This window comes from Pseudomonas sp. BP11-1-1, from assembly GCF_052112105.1.
In the GTDB taxonomy this organism is placed as follows: Bacteria; Pseudomonadota; Gammaproteobacteria; order Pseudomonadales; family Pseudomonadaceae; genus Aquipseudomonas; species Aquipseudomonas alvandae.
The window spans coordinates 1-15,712 of record NZ_JAUTYU010000031.1; the positions used below are offsets into that span (position 1 = coordinate 1).

General features: G+C 62.0%; 17 protein-coding genes. 8 read left to right on the forward strand and 9 right to left on the reverse strand.

The features are described 5' to 3' along the window. The 6 genes from Q7C33_RS28335 to Q7C33_RS28360 all read left to right on the forward strand — a co-directional run. The coding region (locus Q7C33_RS28335) for an MOFRL family protein (RefSeq protein ID WP_407684560.1) at positions 1-256 on the forward strand (256 nt) is incomplete at its 5' end. After that, positions 246-1,661 carry a pyruvate kinase gene (gene pyk, locus Q7C33_RS28340; RefSeq protein WP_198798310.1) on the forward strand — a complete coding sequence of 472 codons (1,416 nt, stop codon included), beginning with the start codon at positions 246-248 and terminating at the stop codon, positions 1,659-1,661. The genes Q7C33_RS28335 and pyk, both read left to right, overlap by 11 nt. A gap of 124 nt (positions 1,662-1,785) precedes the next feature. Continuing rightward, complete coding sequence (locus Q7C33_RS28345) at positions 1,786-2,688, forward strand: urea transporter (RefSeq protein ID WP_323154586.1); 903 nt, start codon at positions 1,786-1,788, stop codon at positions 2,686-2,688. A 21-nt stretch (positions 2,689-2,709) separates the two neighbouring features. Beyond that, a complete protein-coding gene (locus Q7C33_RS28350) occupies positions 2,710-3,534 on the forward strand; it encodes an ion transporter (protein WP_198798312.1) in 825 nt (274 codons plus the stop codon). Between the two features lie 92 nt (positions 3,535-3,626). Then, positions 3,627-4,625 carry a sulfate ABC transporter substrate-binding protein gene (locus Q7C33_RS28355; RefSeq protein WP_407684561.1) on the forward strand — a complete coding sequence of 333 codons (999 nt, stop codon included), beginning with the start codon at positions 3,627-3,629 and terminating at the stop codon, positions 4,623-4,625. 289 nt (positions 4,626-4,914) lie between these two features. Beyond that, on the forward strand, positions 4,915-6,117 hold the full coding sequence (locus Q7C33_RS28360; RefSeq protein WP_030142319.1) for an MFS transporter: 1,203 nt from the start codon (positions 4,915-4,917) through the stop codon (positions 6,115-6,117). Between the two features lie 78 nt (positions 6,118-6,195). Here the strand turns inward: Q7C33_RS28360 and Q7C33_RS28365 are convergent, their stop codons facing one another. The 4 genes from Q7C33_RS28365 to Q7C33_RS28380 all read right to left on the reverse strand — a co-directional run bounded on the left by Q7C33_RS28365 (position 6,196) and on the right by Q7C33_RS28380 (position 9,665). Further along, the gene (locus tag Q7C33_RS28365) at positions 6,196-6,387 is read right to left on the reverse strand and encodes a PLDc N-terminal domain-containing protein (RefSeq protein ID WP_030142320.1); all 192 of its coding nucleotides are present in this window, start codon (positions 6,385-6,387) and stop codon (positions 6,196-6,198) included. 71 nt (positions 6,388-6,458) lie between these two features. Beyond that, entirely contained in the window at positions 6,459-6,989 is a 531-nt protein-coding gene (locus tag Q7C33_RS28370) for a hypothetical protein (RefSeq protein ID WP_030142321.1), read from the reverse strand. A 238-nt stretch (positions 6,990-7,227) separates the two neighbouring features. Next, positions 7,228-7,746 carry an ankyrin repeat domain-containing protein gene (locus Q7C33_RS28375; protein WP_217861454.1) on the reverse strand — a complete coding sequence of 173 codons (519 nt, stop codon included), beginning with the start codon at positions 7,744-7,746 and terminating at the stop codon, positions 7,228-7,230. A gap of 92 nt (positions 7,747-7,838) precedes the next feature. Continuing rightward, complete coding sequence (locus Q7C33_RS28380; RefSeq protein ID WP_407684562.1) at positions 7,839-9,665, reverse strand: long-chain-acyl-CoA synthetase; 1,827 nt, start codon at positions 9,663-9,665, stop codon at positions 7,839-7,841. A 356-nt stretch (positions 9,666-10,021) separates the two neighbouring features. Here Q7C33_RS28380 and Q7C33_RS28385 point away from each other — a divergent pair, with 356 nt between their 5' ends. Beyond that, positions 10,022-10,300 (forward strand): DUF3509 domain-containing protein, encoded by a 279-nt coding sequence (locus Q7C33_RS28385; protein ID WP_030142324.1) that lies wholly within the window; start codon positions 10,022-10,024, stop codon positions 10,298-10,300. 65 nt (positions 10,301-10,365) lie between these two features. On the opposite strand, the gene mtnC is transcribed toward Q7C33_RS28385, so the two are convergent. From mtnC to aroC, 5 genes are read right to left on the reverse strand one after another with little or no spacing between them, the layout of a single operon-like run. Further along, positions 10,366-11,055, reverse strand: a complete 690-nt coding sequence (gene mtnC / locus Q7C33_RS28390) for an acireductone synthase (RefSeq protein WP_407684563.1) — start codon at positions 11,053-11,055, stop codon at positions 10,366-10,368. Positions 11,056-11,059: 4 nt separating this feature from the next. Next, the gene (locus Q7C33_RS28395; protein WP_217861452.1) at positions 11,060-11,605 is read right to left on the reverse strand and encodes a 1,2-dihydroxy-3-keto-5-methylthiopentene dioxygenase; all 546 of its coding nucleotides are present in this window, start codon (positions 11,603-11,605) and stop codon (positions 11,060-11,062) included. Between the two features lie 17 nt (positions 11,606-11,622). Continuing rightward, the gene (locus Q7C33_RS28400; RefSeq protein ID WP_030142327.1) at positions 11,623-12,243 is read right to left on the reverse strand and encodes a methylthioribulose 1-phosphate dehydratase; all 621 of its coding nucleotides are present in this window, start codon (positions 12,241-12,243) and stop codon (positions 11,623-11,625) included. Next, positions 12,240-13,385 carry an MFS transporter gene (locus Q7C33_RS28405; protein WP_030142328.1) on the reverse strand — a complete coding sequence of 382 codons (1,146 nt, stop codon included), beginning with the start codon at positions 13,383-13,385 and terminating at the stop codon, positions 12,240-12,242. Before Q7C33_RS28405 ends, Q7C33_RS28400 begins: the two co-directional genes overlap by 4 nt. Before the next feature lie 34 nt (positions 13,386-13,419). After that, a complete protein-coding gene (aroC, locus tag Q7C33_RS28410; RefSeq protein WP_217861451.1) occupies positions 13,420-14,511 on the reverse strand; it encodes a chorismate synthase in 1,092 nt (363 codons plus the stop codon). A gap of 128 nt (positions 14,512-14,639) precedes the next feature. Between aroC and Q7C33_RS28415 the strand changes: the two genes are divergently transcribed. Then, positions 14,640-15,605 (forward strand): alpha/beta hydrolase, encoded by a 966-nt coding sequence (locus Q7C33_RS28415; protein WP_030142330.1) that lies wholly within the window; start codon positions 14,640-14,642, stop codon positions 15,603-15,605. Positions 15,606-15,712 lie beyond the last annotated feature (107 nt).

The window sequence follows — 15,712 nt, forward strand, 5'->3', positions numbered from 1 at the left end:
TCCCGGCATCCACGCGCTGGCCGGCGACACCGATGGCATCGACGGTTCCGAGGACAACGCCGGAGCAATCATGACCCCGGACAGCTATCGCCGCGCCGCCGAGCTGGGCCTGTGCGCCAGCGACGAGTTGGATAACAACAATGGCTACGGCTACTTCGCCGCGCTGGATGCGTTGATCGTCACCGAGCCGACCCGCACCAACGTCAACGACTTTCGCGCCATCCTGATCCTCGAGAACCCGAAAAATGACGCCTGATAAAAAGGTCAAGATCCTCGCGACCCTCGGCCCCGCCACCCGTGGCATCGATGACATCCGCGAACTGGTGCAGGCCGGTGTGAACATCTTTCGCCTGAACTTCAGCCACGGCGACCATGCCGACCACGCCCAGCGCTACCAGTGGATCCGCGAAGTCGAGCAGCAGCTCAATTACCCCTTGGGCATCCTGATGGACTTGCAGGGACCGAAACTGCGGGTGGGCAAATTCGCCGACGGCAAGGTCCTGCTGCAGCGCGGCCAGGCCCTGCGGTTGGACCTGGACCCGACACCCGGCGACCAGCGCCGGGTCAACCTACCCCACCCGGAGATCATCGCGGCGCTGGAGCCGGGCATGGATTTGCTGCTGGACGACGGCAAGCTGCGCTTGCGCGTGACCGCCAGGCACAGCGACGCCATCGACACCGAGGTGCTCAACGGCGGCGAGCTGTCGGACCGCAAGGGCGTGAACGTGCCCCAGGCCGTGCTCGACCTGAGCCCCCTCACCGCCAAGGATCGTCGCGACTTGAGCTTCGGCCTGGAGCTGGGCGTGGACTGGGTCGCGTTGTCGTTCGTGCAGCGTCCCGAAGACATCCGCGAAGCCCGCGCGCTGATCGGCGACAAAGCGTTCCTGATGGCCAAGATCGAAAAACCATCGGCCGTCACCCAACTGCGCGAGATCGCTGAACTGAGCGACGCGATCATGGTTGCCCGCGGGGATCTTGGCGTCGAGGTCCCGGCCGAGAGCGTGCCGCAGATCCAGAAGACCATCATCGGCACCTGCCGTGCCCTCGGCAGACCAGTGGTCGTGGCAACGCAGATGCTCGAATCGATGCGTTTCTCCCCGGCGCCAACCCGCGCCGAAGTCACCGACGTCGCCAACGCCGTGGCCGAAGGTGCCGATGCGGTGATGCTGTCGGCGGAAACCGCTTCCGGCGACTACCCCCTCGAAGCCGTGCAGATGATGAGCAAGATCATCCGCCAGGTAGAAAACGGCCCGGACTACCAGGCGCAGTTGGACGTCAGCCGGCCGAAAGCCGAGGCCACGGTGTCGGACGCCATCAGTTGCGCGATCCGCCGGATCAGCAACGTCCTGCCGGTGGCGGTGTTGGTGAACTACAGCGAGTCGGGCAGTTCCAGCCTGCGGGCGGCGCGGGAACGGCCGACGGTACCGATCCTCAACCTGACGCCAAATCTGCAGGCCGCCCGCCGACTGACCGTAGCCTGGGGCGTGCATTCGGTGGTCAATGACCGTTTGAAGCAGGTCGATGAGGTGTGCTCCACGGCGCTGGAAATCGCCCAGGCCCAAGGCATGGCCCAGCGTGGCGACACTTTGCTGATCACCGCGGGCGTGCCGTTCGGGCAGCCGGGGTCGACCAATTCGCTGCGTATCGAGACGTTGATCTAGCGCCTGTACTGACCTCATCGCGAGCAAGCTCGCTCCCACAGGGTTTTGTGAACGCCGCAAACCCAGTGTGGGAGCGAGCTTGCTCGCGATGAAGTCGACCCGGTCCCTCTGACACTCACCTATCATGTCCAACACCCACTGCCCCGACTGGGCCACCGCCCTGCTCAACGGCTTCAGCCAGATTTTCCTCCAGCGCCATCCGCTGTGCGGCTTGCTGTGCCTGTTGGCAATCCTGCTCACCGCGCCGGCCTTGCTCGGCGGCGCGCTGCTGGGCGGCGTGGCGGGATTGCTGACGGCGCAGCGACGCGGTTATGCCAAGGAGCATCGGCAAGCCGGCCTCTTCAGCTATAACGGGATCCTGCTGGGATTGATGTTGAGCCTGAAGCTGCCCTGGTCGCCCTTGTTGCCACCGCTGATCATTGCCGGCGGCGGCATCAGTGCGATGCTGACCCAGCAATGGCTCAAGCGAACCCCTGGCCCTCGCTGCCTGCCCGCCTACACCGCGCCATTCGTGGGGCTGGGTTGGTTGCTGCTGGGTTTCGCCCCGCTCTCCCCACCGCCCGCGTCGGTGGAGATCAGTTTGCCCAATCTGCTGCTCGCCCCTTTGAACGGCCTGGGCCAAGTGATGTTTCTCGACCACCCACTGGCCGGCGCGCTGATTGCAATCGGCCTGCTGGTCGCCAATCGTCGCGCCGCTGGCTGGGCGCTGTTCGGGTCCATCGTCGGCGTTGCATTCGCCTGGCTGCATCACGACGGCAACCTGGCCCTGTCGGGACTGGGCGGCTATAACCCGGCGTTGGTGGCCCTGGCCCTCGGCCAACACACCCGCAAACCATGGCCGCCACTGACGGGCATTGCTCTGGCAGTCTTTCTCGCGCCGGGTTTCGCAGCGCTAGGCGTGGCGCCGCTGACGGCACCGTTCATCCTCGCCTGCTGGCTGGTTCAGGCGACTGGGCGGCTCTGGCATCAGGTAATCCTCGATACCGCGCCTTGCACTGCGCAGGGCAATCGCCCTAGGCTTCGCTGATTATTGATTCAGGCGAAAGTCATGGACAGCAGCAACAACTGGCGGGAACGCCTCTACGTCATTATTTTCCAGACCGATACCGTGGCGGGCCGACGCTTCGACAGCACCCTGTTGCTGATCATCCTGGCCAGCCTGGTGATCGTGATGCTCGACAGCATCGACAGCGTTCACAAGAACTACGCGGCCCTGCTGGCTTACATCGAGTGGGGCTTCACCTTCATCTTTCTGGTCGAATACGGCCTGCGCCTGTACTGCTCGCCGAAGCCGCTGCGCTACGCGTTCAGCTTCTACGGATTGGTAGACCTGCTGGCGATCGTGCCGGGCATCCTCGCGCTGTACTACAGCGATGCCCAATACCTGCTGATCGTGCGGATCATCCGTATGTTGCGGATCTTCCGGGTGCTGAAGCTCAGCCCGTACCTCAAGCAGGCCAATTACCTATTGGCCGCGCTACGGGGCAGCAAGCAGAAGATCATTGTGTTCCTGGTCAGCGTATCGACCCTGGTGACGGTGTTTGGCACGCTGATGTATGTCATCGAAGGGCCCGAGCATGGCTTTACCAGCATCCCCAAGGGGATCTATTGGGCTATCGTGACACTCACTACCGTAGGCTTCGGCGACATCGTGCCGAAGACGCCGTTGGGCCAGGTGATTTCGTCGCTGGTGATGATCACCGGCTATTCGATCATCGCCGTGCCGACGGGTATCTTTACTGCGGAACTCGCCACGGCCATGCGCGGCGATCAACTCCAGCATGACTGCCCGGTGTGCAGCAAAAACAACCATGAGCACGGTGCGGCTTTCTGCTCCCGTTGTGGCAACGCGCTGTTCAAGAAAATGGAATAAGCAAAGCACTTTTTAGTGCTTGAAGGCTTATAAGCTTATCGCTAGTGTGCTGGCTTATCGCCCGCCCCCTTTCCAATAAAAAGGAATTCGCTGTGAAGAAATTCTTTGGCGCCTCTCTTCTTGCCGCTGGCCTGACCTTCGGCAGCCTGGCCCACGCCGCCCCGACCCTGCTGAACGTTTCCTATGACGTGATGCGCGACTTCTACAAGGATTACAACGCCGCGTTCCAGAAACACTGGCAAGCCGAACACAACGAGAACATCACCGTGCAAATGTCGTTCGGCGGTTCCAGCAAGCAGGCGCGTTCGGTCATCGACGGCCTGCCGGCGGATGTCATTACCATGAACATGGCCACCGACATCAACGCCTTGGCGGACAACGGCAAGCTGGTTCCGGACAACTGGGTCACCCGCCTGCCGAACAACAGCGCGCCGTTCACCTCGGCCACGGTGTTCATCGTGCGCAAGGGCAATCCGAAAGCGCTGAAGGATTGGCCCGACCTGCTCAAGGATGGCGTGCAGGTAATCGTGCCCAACCCGAAAACCTCCGGCAACGGCCGCTACACCTACCTGTCGGCGTGGGGCTATGTGCTCAAGAACGGTGGCGACGAGAACAAGGCCAAGGATTTCGTCGGCAAGCTGTTCAAGCAAGCCCCCGTGCTGGACACCGGTGGCCGCGCAGCGACGACGACCTTCATGACCAACCAGATCGGCGACGTGCTGGTGACCTTTGAAAACGAAGCGGAAATGATCGCCCGCGAGTTTGGCCGCGACCAGTTCGAAGTGGTCTACCCAAGCGTGTCCGCCGAAGCCGAGCCACCGGTGAGCGTTGTGGATAAAGTGGTCGAGAAGAAAGGCTCCCGCGAAGCCGCCGAGGCGTACCTCAAATACCTGTGGTCGCCTGAAGGCCAGGAAATCGCCGCCGCCAACTACCTTCGTCCACGGGCCCCGGCGGTGCTGGCCAAGTACACCGACCGTTTCCCGAAAGTTGACTTCCTGTCGGTGGAGAAGACCTTCGGCGACTGGCGCACCGTGCAGAAGACGCACTTCAATGATGGTGGGGTTTTCGACCAGATCTATAGCGGGCAATAAAGGAACAATGAGCTGCGCGCGGTCCTGTGGCGAGGGGATTCATCCCCGTTGGGCTGCGCAGCAGCCCTGAAAGCGCAAGCTCCGGTGTATCAGACTGATTGCATTGAGCCGCTCTCTTGGGGCCGCTGCGCAGCCCAGCGGGGATGAATCCCCTCGCCACACAGCTTTCCTACATATTGAGATCCATCATTAACAACAGGCATGACTGATATCAGCCACAAAGCCCTGTTCCAGAGCCCTGCAAGTCTTTAGCCTCACGCCATCCTTTCAATTGATCGACGAGATTGCCATGAGTGCTCATCCACCCACCTCGCCCGGCAGCGCACTGACCCGCGGCATGGTCCTGTTGTTCGCTTTCTGTTGCGGCGCCATCGTTGCCAACATCTACTACGCCCAACCCATTATCGAACTGATCGCACCCGACGTCGGCCTGAGCAGCACCATGGCCAGCCTGATCGTCTCGCTGACGCAGATCGGCTATGCCCTGGGCCTGTTTTTCCTCGTGCCGCTGGGCGACCTGTTGGAAAACCGGCGCTTGATGATCCTCACCACCGTGGTCGCGATTGCCAGCCTGCTGGGGGCGGCTTTCACCGATCAGCCGAATGTGTTCCTGCTGGTCTCGCTGCTGGTGGGTTTCAGTTCCGTCTCGGTACAAGTCCTGATTCCGCTGGCCGCGCACCTGGCGCCGGAGGAATCCCGGGGACGGGTCGTCGGTGGGATCATGGGCGGCCTGTTGCTGGGGATTCTGTTGGCGCGGCCGGTGTCCAGCGTGGTGGCCGATCATTTCGGCTGGCGGGCCATGTTTATCATCGCCGCCGCGCTGATGGCGGCCATCAGCGTCGTCCTGGCGTTGACCGTGCCCAAGCGCCAGCCCGACCACAGCGCGTCCTACGGCCAACTGCTGGGTTCGCTCGGCACCTTGTTGCGCCAGCAGCCGCAGCTACGGCAACGGGCCTTCTACCAAGCCTGCATGTTCGCCACATTCAGTCTGTTCTGGACCGCCGTACCGCTGGAACTGGCGCGTAACCATGGCCTGTCCCAGACGGAGATCGCGCTGTTCGCCCTGGTCGGAGCAATCGGCGCCATCGCCGCGCCCATTGCCGGCCGCCTGGCGGACGCCGGACACACCCGGATCGCTTCGCTGCTGGCCATGTTGTTCGCCAGCCTGAGTTTCCTGCCGGCGTTCATCCACCCGATCTACAGCGTGATTGGCCTGGCAGTGACCGGCGTGGTCCTGGATTTCTGTGTACAGATGAACATGGTCTTGGGCCAGCGCACCATCTACGCCCTCGACGCGAAAAGCCGCAGCCGACTGAATGCCCTATACATGACTAGCATTTTCATCGGCGGTGCATTTGGCTCATCGATCGCCAGTGCGGTCTATGAACACGGCGGCTGGCTGTGGGTGGTGATCGTTGGCAGCGCCTTCCCGCTGCTGGCATTGCTGCGCTTCCTGAGCGCTTCGCAGAAGGCTTCGCTGGCGGCCGCCTGAAACCGTCGCGCAAAAAAAATGCCCGACAGGTCACGGCCTGTCGGGCATTCTTTTTATCAGGGAGTTATTGGCGAGCGGTCAGACCCGCACGTTGCCACGCGGCCCGGCAATCGCCCAGATGATCAGGCCCAACACCGGCAACAGCAGGATCAGCAGCACCCAGAGGATTTTCATCCCGGTTTCCGCGCCACTCTTGAGTACGTTGATGATCGCCCAGATATCGAGCGCCAGGATAATCAGGCCGATCAGGCCGTTGAAGGTGGAACCCATGGTGTCGCTCCCAAATGGTGACATGCCCACTTAGGATAGCGGGGCCTGGGCAAGGGTTCCGTTTTATTGCTTCAGACGTGGACCGCAACCTTGAGGGCTTCGAGGGCCGGCGCCGCAGCGATGCCGACTTCGGCACACAACTCCAGCACGCGTGGCAGGTCATTGCCGTACACCAGCACCATCTGTAATTCATCGTCGAGCAACTGGCTGATGTTCATCAGCACATAGCCGCCGTTTTCCTTGTTCAGGCTGCTCATCTGGATCTGGATGCGGTTGAGCGCGGTCAGGGCTTCAGTCTTTGCCAGTTGCTTGGGCTTGAGGTTGAACGCAACGCCGGGGCCGAACGAGGCGACGATCTGTTCGAACAATTCGACGTAGGTATCGGCCTGGAACAACACGGTGTCCGGCAGGCTGCCGACCACCACCCATTCGCCCAGCGGGATCGGGAAAGTGTCGTCGTAGTTGATGTCCGGGTTGGCCGCCAGGAAAGCCACCGGGTCGGCGTAGGCCTGGGCCGCTTCATCGGCGATCTTCTCGATGTCCGCCTCGCCCAGGCAGCCGGAGCTGATTTTGCTGATGAGTTCGACGAGTGCGGCTTTCATGGGGCTATTCCTGTGGCGATGTATTTTTGCGGCCGCGAAGGATAGCGCATCCCCCAGGCCAAGTCAGGGTCCCGTGGCGAGGGAGCTTGCTGTGGCGAGGGGATTTATCCCCGCTGGGCTGCGAAGCGGCCCCCGATTAATCTGACATACCGAGTTGCCAGATTTAGGGCCGCTTCGCGCCCCAGCGGGGATAAATCCCCTCGCCACAAGAGCTCCCTCGCCACAAAAAGCTTCATTGTCAGCTCAACAATTTTTCCAACTGCGCCGTGGTGTCCACCGCGCCCATGGTCCTGGCCGCATCCAGTGCCGAGACGCCGTTGGCATCCTTGGCCTTGGGGTCGGCGCCTTTGCTGATCAGGTAATCGACGATTTCCACCCGGTTGAACATCGCCGCCATCATCAACGCCGTGCGGCCATCGAACGAGGAACCTTCCACTTGCGCGCCACCGTCCACCAAGGCTGAAACCACCGCCAGGTCACCCTTGAACGCCGCCCCGGCAATCGGGCTCTGGCCGTTGTCGTTGCGGATCTCCGGATCGGCCTTGTGTTCCAGCAGGACTTTCACCGTTTCAACATGCCCGTGGTATGCGGCCAACATCAGCAAGGTATCGCCCTTGTGATTGCGCAGGTTCGGCGGCAAGCCCTTGCTCAGCAGCGCGGCCATCATCGCGGCGTCGCCCTGGCGGGCAACGTTGAAGACCTGCTCGGCAAACTCCGCAGCCTCTTCAGGGGTCATCTGGCGGCTTGTATCGGACATGGAAACTCCATCGGTTCGTTGCAAAGCCGCTAGTTTCCCGAGGGACCCGGGGCCTGTCATCCCTTTTTTATCTGCAGCGGTCATAGCCAGAATCAATAGCGGTACTGGCCGCCCTGGATCCCTGTCGACAATTGCCGGTCCACACGCACATAGGTCGAGCTGTCAGGCAGCCAGGCGTAGATCGGCTCATCACCCGTGAGGCAGGGGTCAAAGGCCTCAGCCTTGAGACGGGTCTTCTGGTATTTGAAGGTGCCGGTGGTGTCCATCTTCACCTTGATGCGCAAGAACAGTGGCACCGCGTAAGCAGGCAACTTGCATTGCAGAAACCGCAGCAGCTCGCTGAAGTCCAGGGTCGCCAGGGATTCGGCCGGCGTAATCGCGGCCATGCCGGCACGGCCATTGGTGCCGTTGATCTCAACGCCATAGGCCACCGCCTCGGCAATCTGCGGATGTTGCAGCAGCACGTTCTCGACTTCGGTGGTGGAAACGTTCTCGCCTTTCCAGCGGTAGGTGTCGCCAAGGCGATCGACGAACTGCCCATGGCCAAAACCGATGTTGCGCAGCAGATCACCGGTATTGAAGTAGCGATCGCCCGGGATAAAGACGTCCCGGTAGATGATTTTCTCGGTCTTGGTCGGATCGGTGTAACCGTCCAGCGGTGCCTTGTCATCAATGCGAGCCAAGAGCAGGCCCGGCTCACCCCTGGGGACTTTCTGCATGCGTCCCTGCAGGTTGCGCAATGGCGCGCCGCTGTCGTGGTCGTAGCGCACCAGCGCCCAGGCCATCAGGGAAAACCCGACCGTGTTGTCAAAGTTGAGGATGTTGGTGAAACCGATATTGCCGTCGCTGGCTGCGTAGAGTTCACAGATATGGTCAACGCCGAAACGTGTCTTGAACGCAGCCCACGCGCCGGGGCGCAGGCCGTTGCCAATCATTTTCGTCACGCTGTGCTCCCGGTCCGTGGTGCTGGCGGGCTGATCAACGAGATAACGGCACAACTCACCGACGTAACCCAGCGTGGTTGCCTGATACCGTCGCACGTCGCTCCAGAACTGACTGGCGCTGAATTTGCGGCGCATGGCGAAACCCGAAGCACCGCATATCGCCGCGCCCCAGCACACGCACAGGCCGGTGGCGTGATACAGCGGCAGCGTGCAATAGACGATGTCCTCGGGCTGCATGTCCAAGGCAATCAGGCCGAAACTGGTGGCGGTGCGCATCCAGCGGCCATGGCGAAAGACCCCGGCCTTGGGCAGCCCGGTGGTGCCGGAGGTGTACAGATAGAAACAGGGATCATCGAAGAATACGTGCTGGCTGCTGGCCGGGTTCTCGCCCGGGTATTGCTCGCTTGCACGCATCAAGTCGACGAATCCGGACGGCGCAGGGACGTTTTCCTGATCCGCCACCCACCAGGTTCGCCCGTGCGATAGCCCGACCCGGCCACGCACGTCGTCGAACGCCGCAACCCGTTCGTCCCCGACCACCACGGCCACCGGCGTGACCAACGCAAGGCTGTGCACCAGGGCATCGCCCGTCTGCGCGGTATTGATCATCGCGCTGACCGCACCAACCTTCGCCACGGCCAGCACGGTGATCAGCAACTGTGGACGGTTCTCGATAAAGATCGCTACACAATCGCCCTTGCCCACGCCTTGCGCCGACAGGTAATGGGCGATGCGATTGGCCTGCTCGTTGACCTGTGCATAACTCAGCACCGCGTCGCCGCACAGCAGCGCCGGGCCTTGGGGATTGCGTTGCGTGGCCTGCTCGAAGCACCAGCCCAGGCCGCAGGGCTGCGTCGGGTCCTGGACGTTGGCGAGTTTCATGCCTTTGACAATGCGGGGAACCGCCCTGGCGATGGTGGGCAGCTTGCGCAGCATCATGCCCCAGGTAATGGCGTCGCTGGGTGTACGACTCATGGGTGATCCTTCCCCGCTCGACCTCGTGGGCCGTGGTTCTTGTCATGGGCGTGTGCGGATTTCGGCTCGAAAGTACCCAGCCGTTTGACGGCTGTACATGCGGTTTTTGCAATGTTTTGTATCCACGGCCCGGCACAGGCGAGGCGTGAGCGCGAGGACACGGTTTGGTTCCATAAATAAACGCCCGACCACGCAAAATGCAGGATGCACGATGGCCGTTCATGCAAGTTGCACGAAAGCAAAAATACGCGAAATCCGTATCTCGTTGTTTTTTAATGGTTTTTAAATTAATCGAATGCTGGCACAGACACTGCAACTACCCCTCCACGGTTTGCCACACCATGGAGCAATGAACGATGAATATGATTCAAGAGAAGTTTGCATCGCTGTTTTCCAACTACGAAGTCACCACCCAGGCACGCCCGGATGGCGGCATCCTGCTGACCTTGCGCAACAGCGACGGCAAACTGTTCAAGCGCACGATTTCCTACGCGCAATTGCACGCCGGGGACCAGTTGTCTTGGGCCATCAGTGCGATTCGCCGCGATCTGGCTGAGCAAGCCAGCGAGTTGCCGCCCGTGGCGATGCTGCAAAGCCAGCACCGCTTCGCGCTACCGACCTACCACAGCGCCTGACACGCTGTGTTGGGATCAGGCCTGGAGCCTTACGGTTCCATGGCCTGATTTTTTTTGCCTGCCGTTCAGGCGCCGAACCGGGACGGCTCGATGTCCGCAAAGCTTGCCAGGGTTTCGTGACCGGCCAGTTCGCCACCTTCACGCGCCAGGCCACAGGTGGCCATCCCGGCGTCACGGGCCGCCTCCAGTTCCTGGACGATGTCCGACAGGAAAAGAATCTCCCCTGGCGCGATGCCCATCGCCTCGCTGATCCGCTGGTAGGACTGCGCCTCTCGCTTGGGCCCGGACGTGGTGTCGAAATAACCGCTGAACAACGGCGACAGGTCGCCCGCCTCGGAACAGCCAAAAATCAGTTTTTGCGCCTGGATCGAGCCCGAGGAATACACAAACAACCGATAGCCTTGCTGGTGCCAATCTTTCAGTGCCTGCACCGCATCCGGGTAAACATGACCTTTCAACTGCCCGGCCTGGTAGCCCTGCTCCCAGACCATGCCCTGCAACGCCTTGAGCGGCGTGGCCTTGCGGTCCTCGGCGATCCAGCCCAGCAGGATTGTGATGACCCGCTCCACATCGGCGTCCGGCTCATGGCTGTCGCGACGCACAGCGGCCAATTGTTCCGCCACGTCGGCGCGACCGGCGTTCTGCCGGACGAAATCCGGCAGGTGCTCGGCGGCATAGGGAAACAACACGTCGAAGACAAAACTCACCGCGCTGGTGGTGCCTTCGATGTCGGTGAGGATGGCTTTGATTGTCACGAAGTCAGTCCTCCAGGCGCGGGAAGCGGCTGGCGATGTCGTCGCCGGTGAACTTGGCGACCCAGCCTTCCGGGTTGTTGAACAGGCGAATGGCAACGAAATGTGGGTGTTCGCCCATGTCGAACCAGTGCGGCGTACCGGCGGGCACGGAAATAAGGTCGTTCTTTTCGCACAGGACCGCGTAGACGTAATCGTCGATGTGCAAGGTAAACAGCCCACGACCGGCGACGAAAAATCGCACTTCGTCCTCGCCGTGCCGATGTTCATCAAGGAACTTGGCGCGAAGTTCGGCTTTCTGCGGATGGTCGCTGTTGAGGCTGATGACATCGACCGTGACGTAGCCGCGCTCGGTCATCAGCTGGTCGATCTGGGTCTTGTAGGCGGCGATCACTTCATCCTGGCTGGCGCCGGGCTGGATTTTCGTCGCGGCTTCCCAACGGTCGAACCGCACGCCTTTTTCGGCCAGGGTCGAGGCGATGTCCTCGAAGTGGGTCAGGACCTTGTTCGGAATATCGGGACTCGAAACGTGGTAGACGGACAGGCTGCTCATGGCAATGGCTCCAGCAATTATCGGTTCAGGAGTGCGCGGGTCTTGAGCTCGCACTCGAACAGGAATTCAAACGCTTCGATCTGGCGCAGCGCATCGTTCATGCCCGGCCCCCAGGTGTACAGGCCGTGGCCGCGGATCAGGTAACCGGCGCAATCGGGATGCGCTTCCAGCCAGGGTTGGACCTTGGCGGCCAGGCGGGCGATGTCCTGGTCGTTGTCGAAAATCGGCACACGGACGCGGGATTCATGGGTGGTTACACCGCTGAAGGCTTTTTGCAGTTCATAGTCTTCAAAGTCAATGAACGCTTCGCCGGTCAGGCGCGACAGCACCGTGGCGTTCACCGAATGGGTGTGCAACACCGCACCGATCTGCGGGCGCCAGCGATACAACTGGGTGTGCAGCAGGGTTTCGGCCGACGGTTTCTTGCCTGGCTCCAGGCTGTTGCCATCCAGGTCGGTGGCGAGCACATCGTCGATGCACAACTGTCCCTTGTGCTTGCCCGACACGGTGAGCAAGGCCTGGTCAGCGGACAACCGGGTCGAATAGTTGCTGCTGGTGGCCGGCGACCAACCGCGACCGTATAAAAAACGCCCGGCGTCAATGATCTGCTGGGCGAGCTGTTCACGGGTAAGGCTCATGGCCTGTCCTCTTGCATGCGTGTGGCAATGATAACGGCTGCAGCGAAGGCTGCGAGGCTGGCGATGCTGAATGTCCAACCGGCGCCCAAGGCATTCCAGCTGTAGCCGGAATACAGTGCGCCCAACGCCCCGCCGGTCCCGGCCAGCGCGGCGTAAAGCGCCTGGCCCTGGCCTTGCTGGCGCGGGCCGAAACTACGTTGCACGAAATGGATGGCAGCGGCGTGAAAGCTGCCGAACGTCGCCGCGTGCAGCACCTGGGCAAACAACAGTATCCAGAGGAACTCGGCCAGCGACCCCAGCAGCAACCAGCGCAGCGCCGCCAGCAGGAAACTCGCCATCAGCACCCGGCGCACGGAGAACCGCGCCAGGATCCGGCTCATGAACAGGAACACCAACACTTCGGCCACCACGCCGACGGCCCAGAGCACGCCGATCAATCCACGGCTGTAACCCAGGCGCTCCAGATGCAACGTCAGGAAGGTGTAATACGGCCCATGGCTCATCTGCATCAGGCCGACACAGGCATAAAACGCCAGCACCCCCGGGTTGCGCAATTGCCGCAGGAAACCGTCCCCGGCCACTCGCGGCCCCTGGACCGGCTGGGCGTTGGGCACCCAGAAGCTGCTCAGTACGATGCCGCCCATGATCAAGGCCAGGGCGACGGGATAAATGTCCAGGCTCAGCCATTGGAACAAGCGGCCAAGGACCACCACGGTGATGATGAAACCGATGGAGCCCCACAGGCGAATCTGGCTGTAGCGCGAGGCTTGCCCACTCAAGTGGGCCAGGGTAATGACTTCGAACTGCGGCAGCACCGCGTGCCAGAAGAACGCATGCAGCGCCATGACCATCGCCAGCCAGGCGTAGCTCTTGTCGATGAAGATCAGCGAGAAGCTCAACAGCGTACAGATCGCGCCGAACCGCACGATCGCCAGGCGCCGGCCGGTATAGTCCCCCAGCCAGCCCCAGAGATTCGGCGCCACGCAGCGCATCAGCATGGGGATCGCCACCAGCTCGCCAATGCGTGCCGCGTTGAACCCCAAGTGATCGAAGTACAGCGCCAGGAACGGCGCGGTCGAACCGAGCAACGCGAAATAGAACAGGTAGAAACTGGAAAGCCGCCAGTACGGCAACGCCGCCATGCGCGTCAGGCCAGGGCGGTCGGCAGGCCAGCCATCAAAGCTGACCCAGCACCGGCGTACCGACTTGCACGTCGGCGTTCTGGCCGCGATGGCGCAACAGATGATCCATCAGCACGATCGCCATCATCGCTTCGGCGATCGGCGTGGCGCGGATGCCCACGCAGGGGTCATGGCGGCCCTTGGTGATGACGTCGACCGGGTTGCCATGAACGTCGATGGAGCGTCCCGGCGTGGTGATGCTGGAGGTCGGCTTCAACGCCAGGTGCGCGACGATCGGCTGGCCCGAGGAGATGCCGCCGAGGATGCCGCCGGCATTGTTGCTGAGGAAACCTTGCGGGGTCAGTTCATCACGGTGCTCGGTGCCGCGCTGGGCCACACAGGCGAAACCGGCGCCGATCTCCACGCCCTTCACGGCATTGATGCTCATCAGCGCGTGGGCCAGTTCGGCGTCGAGGCGGTCGAAGATCGGCTCGCCCAGGCCAGGCATCACGCCTTCGGCGACCACGGTGATCTTCGCGCCGACCGAATCCTGGTCCCGGCGCAACTGGTCCATGTAGGCTTCCAGCTCCGGCACTTTGTCCGGGTCGGGGCTGAAGAAGGCGTTCTGTTCCACCGAATCCCAGGTCTTGAACGGGATTTCGATCGGGCCCAACTGGCTCATGTAGCCACGGATGACGATGCCCTGGCTGGCCAGGTATTTCTTGGCAATCGCCCCGGCCGCCACGCGCATCGCGGTTTCCCGGGCCGAACTGCGCCCGCCGCCGCGATAGTCGCGCTCGCCGTATTTGTGGTGGTAGGTGTAGTCGGCGTGGGCCGGGCGGAACAGGTCCTTGATGGCCGAGTAGTCCTTGGACTTCTGGTCGGTATTGCGGATCAGCAGCCCGATCGCACAGCCGGTGGTGCGACCTTCGAACACGCCGGAAAGGATTTCGACTTCATCGGCTTCCTGGCGCTGGGTGGTGTGGCGGCTGGTGCCGGGCTTGCGGCGATCCAGGTCACGCTGCAGATCTTCCAGGGAAATCTCCAGGCCCGGCGGGCAGCCGTCGACAATGGCGACCAACGCCGGGCCATGGCTTTCGCCCGCGGTGGTGACGGTGAACAGCTTGCCGTAGGTATTGCCGGACATGCAGGGCGCTCCGTGAAATCGCTGAGAGTCGAGATGGGCGCCAGTATACGCAGGCTCCCCGAGTAGTTCATCCTCGAACCTTATCGGTGCCCGCCAGTCCAACCGGCACCTTCGTAACTAATGGCGTCATGATGTTAAGAGCGTTTGCCTTGAGCCTTACCCTGTTGACCGGCCTGCTTTCGGGCTTCGCCCAGGCCACCGTGCTGCAACGCCCCATCAGCCTCGACACCGGCAACGGTGAACTTTTCGGCTCGCTGTTGTTGCCCAAGTCCGACACACCGGTGCCCGTTGTCCTGATCATTTCAGGGTCAGGTCCTACGGATCGTGACGGAAACAACCCCGAGGGCGGGCGCAATGACAGTCTCAAGCGCCTGGCCTGGGTGCTGGCCAAGCACAACATCGCCAGCGTGCGCTACGACAAGCGCGGCGTGGCCGCCAGCCTTGCGGCGACACCGAACGAGCGCAACCTGAGCGTCGAAGCCTACGTTGCCGATGCCGTGGCCTGGAGCCACAAGCTGGCCGCCGATCCGCGACTGGGCCCGTTGATTCTGCTGGGCCACAGCGAAGGTGCACTGATCGCTAGCCTCGCCGCGCCCCAGGCCAACGCGGCGGCGGTCATCTCGTTGGCCGGCAGCGCCCGTCCGATTGACCAGGTACTGCGTCAGCAGCTCGGTAACCGCTTGCCACCGCCGCTGATGCTGCGCAGCAACGAGTTGCTCGACAGCCTCAAGGCCGGTCGCCCCGCCCCCAACGTTCCGCCGCAACTGCAGGTCATCTTCCGGCCAAGCGTGCAGCCGTATCTGATTTCGCTGTTCCGCCAGGACCCGGCCCAGGCGTTCGCGGCATTGAAGATGCCGGCCTTGATCATCCAGGGCAGCCACGATATCCAGGTCAGCGTCGACGACGCCAGACAGTTGAAAGCCGCCAAGCCTGACGCCGAACTGGCGCTGATCGAGGGCATGAACCATGTAATGCGCATCGTGCCCAACGATGTGAAGCGGCAATTGGCTTCGTATAAGGATCCCAACCTGCCGTTGGCAGCCGAACTCAGTACTCGCATCCTGGGTTTTATTGGCACGTTGGCCGCCCGTTAAGCGGATTTAGTGGCCTATAGCCCTCCAGTCTTGGCAAATCCGGCCGATAAACCGGTGTCGGACAGCGCAACGGCTGCCGACAAGCCGGCCTGGACAGGATTTTGCCG

What these genes read in the sequence shown, in the direction of transcription:
- pyk (WP_198798310.1), top strand. Translation starts at nt 246, where the DNA reads ATGACGCCTGATAAAAAGGTCAAGATCCTCGCGACCCTCGGCCCCGCC.
- Q7C33_RS28345 (WP_323154586.1), top strand. Translation starts at nt 1,786, where the DNA reads ATGTCCAACACCCACTGCCCCGACTGGGCCACCGCCCTGCTCAACGGC.
- Q7C33_RS28350 (WP_198798312.1), top strand. Translation starts at nt 2,710, where the DNA reads ATGGACAGCAGCAACAACTGGCGGGAACGCCTCTACGTCATTATTTTC.
- Q7C33_RS28360 (WP_030142319.1), top strand. Translation starts at nt 4,915, where the DNA reads ATGAGTGCTCATCCACCCACCTCGCCCGGCAGCGCACTGACCCGCGGC.
- Q7C33_RS28365 (WP_030142320.1), bottom strand. Translation starts at nt 6,387, where the DNA reads ATGGGTTCCACCTTCAACGGCCTGATCGGCCTGATTATCCTGGCGCTC.
- Q7C33_RS28370 (WP_030142321.1), bottom strand. Translation starts at nt 6,989, where the DNA reads ATGAAAGCCGCACTCGTCGAACTCATCAGCAAAATCAGCTCCGGCTGC.
- Q7C33_RS28375 (WP_217861454.1), bottom strand. Translation starts at nt 7,746, where the DNA reads ATGTCCGATACAAGCCGCCAGATGACCCCTGAAGAGGCTGCGGAGTTT.
- Q7C33_RS28380 (WP_407684562.1), bottom strand. Translation starts at nt 9,665, where the DNA reads ATGAGTCGTACACCCAGCGACGCCATTACCTGGGGCATGATGCTGCGC.
- Q7C33_RS28385 (WP_030142324.1), top strand. Translation starts at nt 10,022, where the DNA reads ATGAATATGATTCAAGAGAAGTTTGCATCGCTGTTTTCCAACTACGAA.
- Q7C33_RS28395 (WP_217861452.1), bottom strand. Translation starts at nt 11,605, where the DNA reads ATGAGCAGCCTGTCCGTCTACCACGTTTCGAGTCCCGATATTCCGAAC.
- Q7C33_RS28400 (WP_030142327.1), bottom strand. Translation starts at nt 12,243, where the DNA reads ATGAGCCTTACCCGTGAACAGCTCGCCCAGCAGATCATTGACGCCGGG.
- Q7C33_RS28405 (WP_030142328.1), bottom strand. Translation starts at nt 13,385, where the DNA reads ATGGCGGCGTTGCCGTACTGGCGGCTTTCCAGTTTCTACCTGTTCTAT.
- aroC (WP_217861451.1), bottom strand. Translation starts at nt 14,511, where the DNA reads ATGTCCGGCAATACCTACGGCAAGCTGTTCACCGTCACCACCGCGGGC.
- Q7C33_RS28415 (WP_030142330.1), top strand. Translation starts at nt 14,640, where the DNA reads ATGATGTTAAGAGCGTTTGCCTTGAGCCTTACCCTGTTGACCGGCCTG.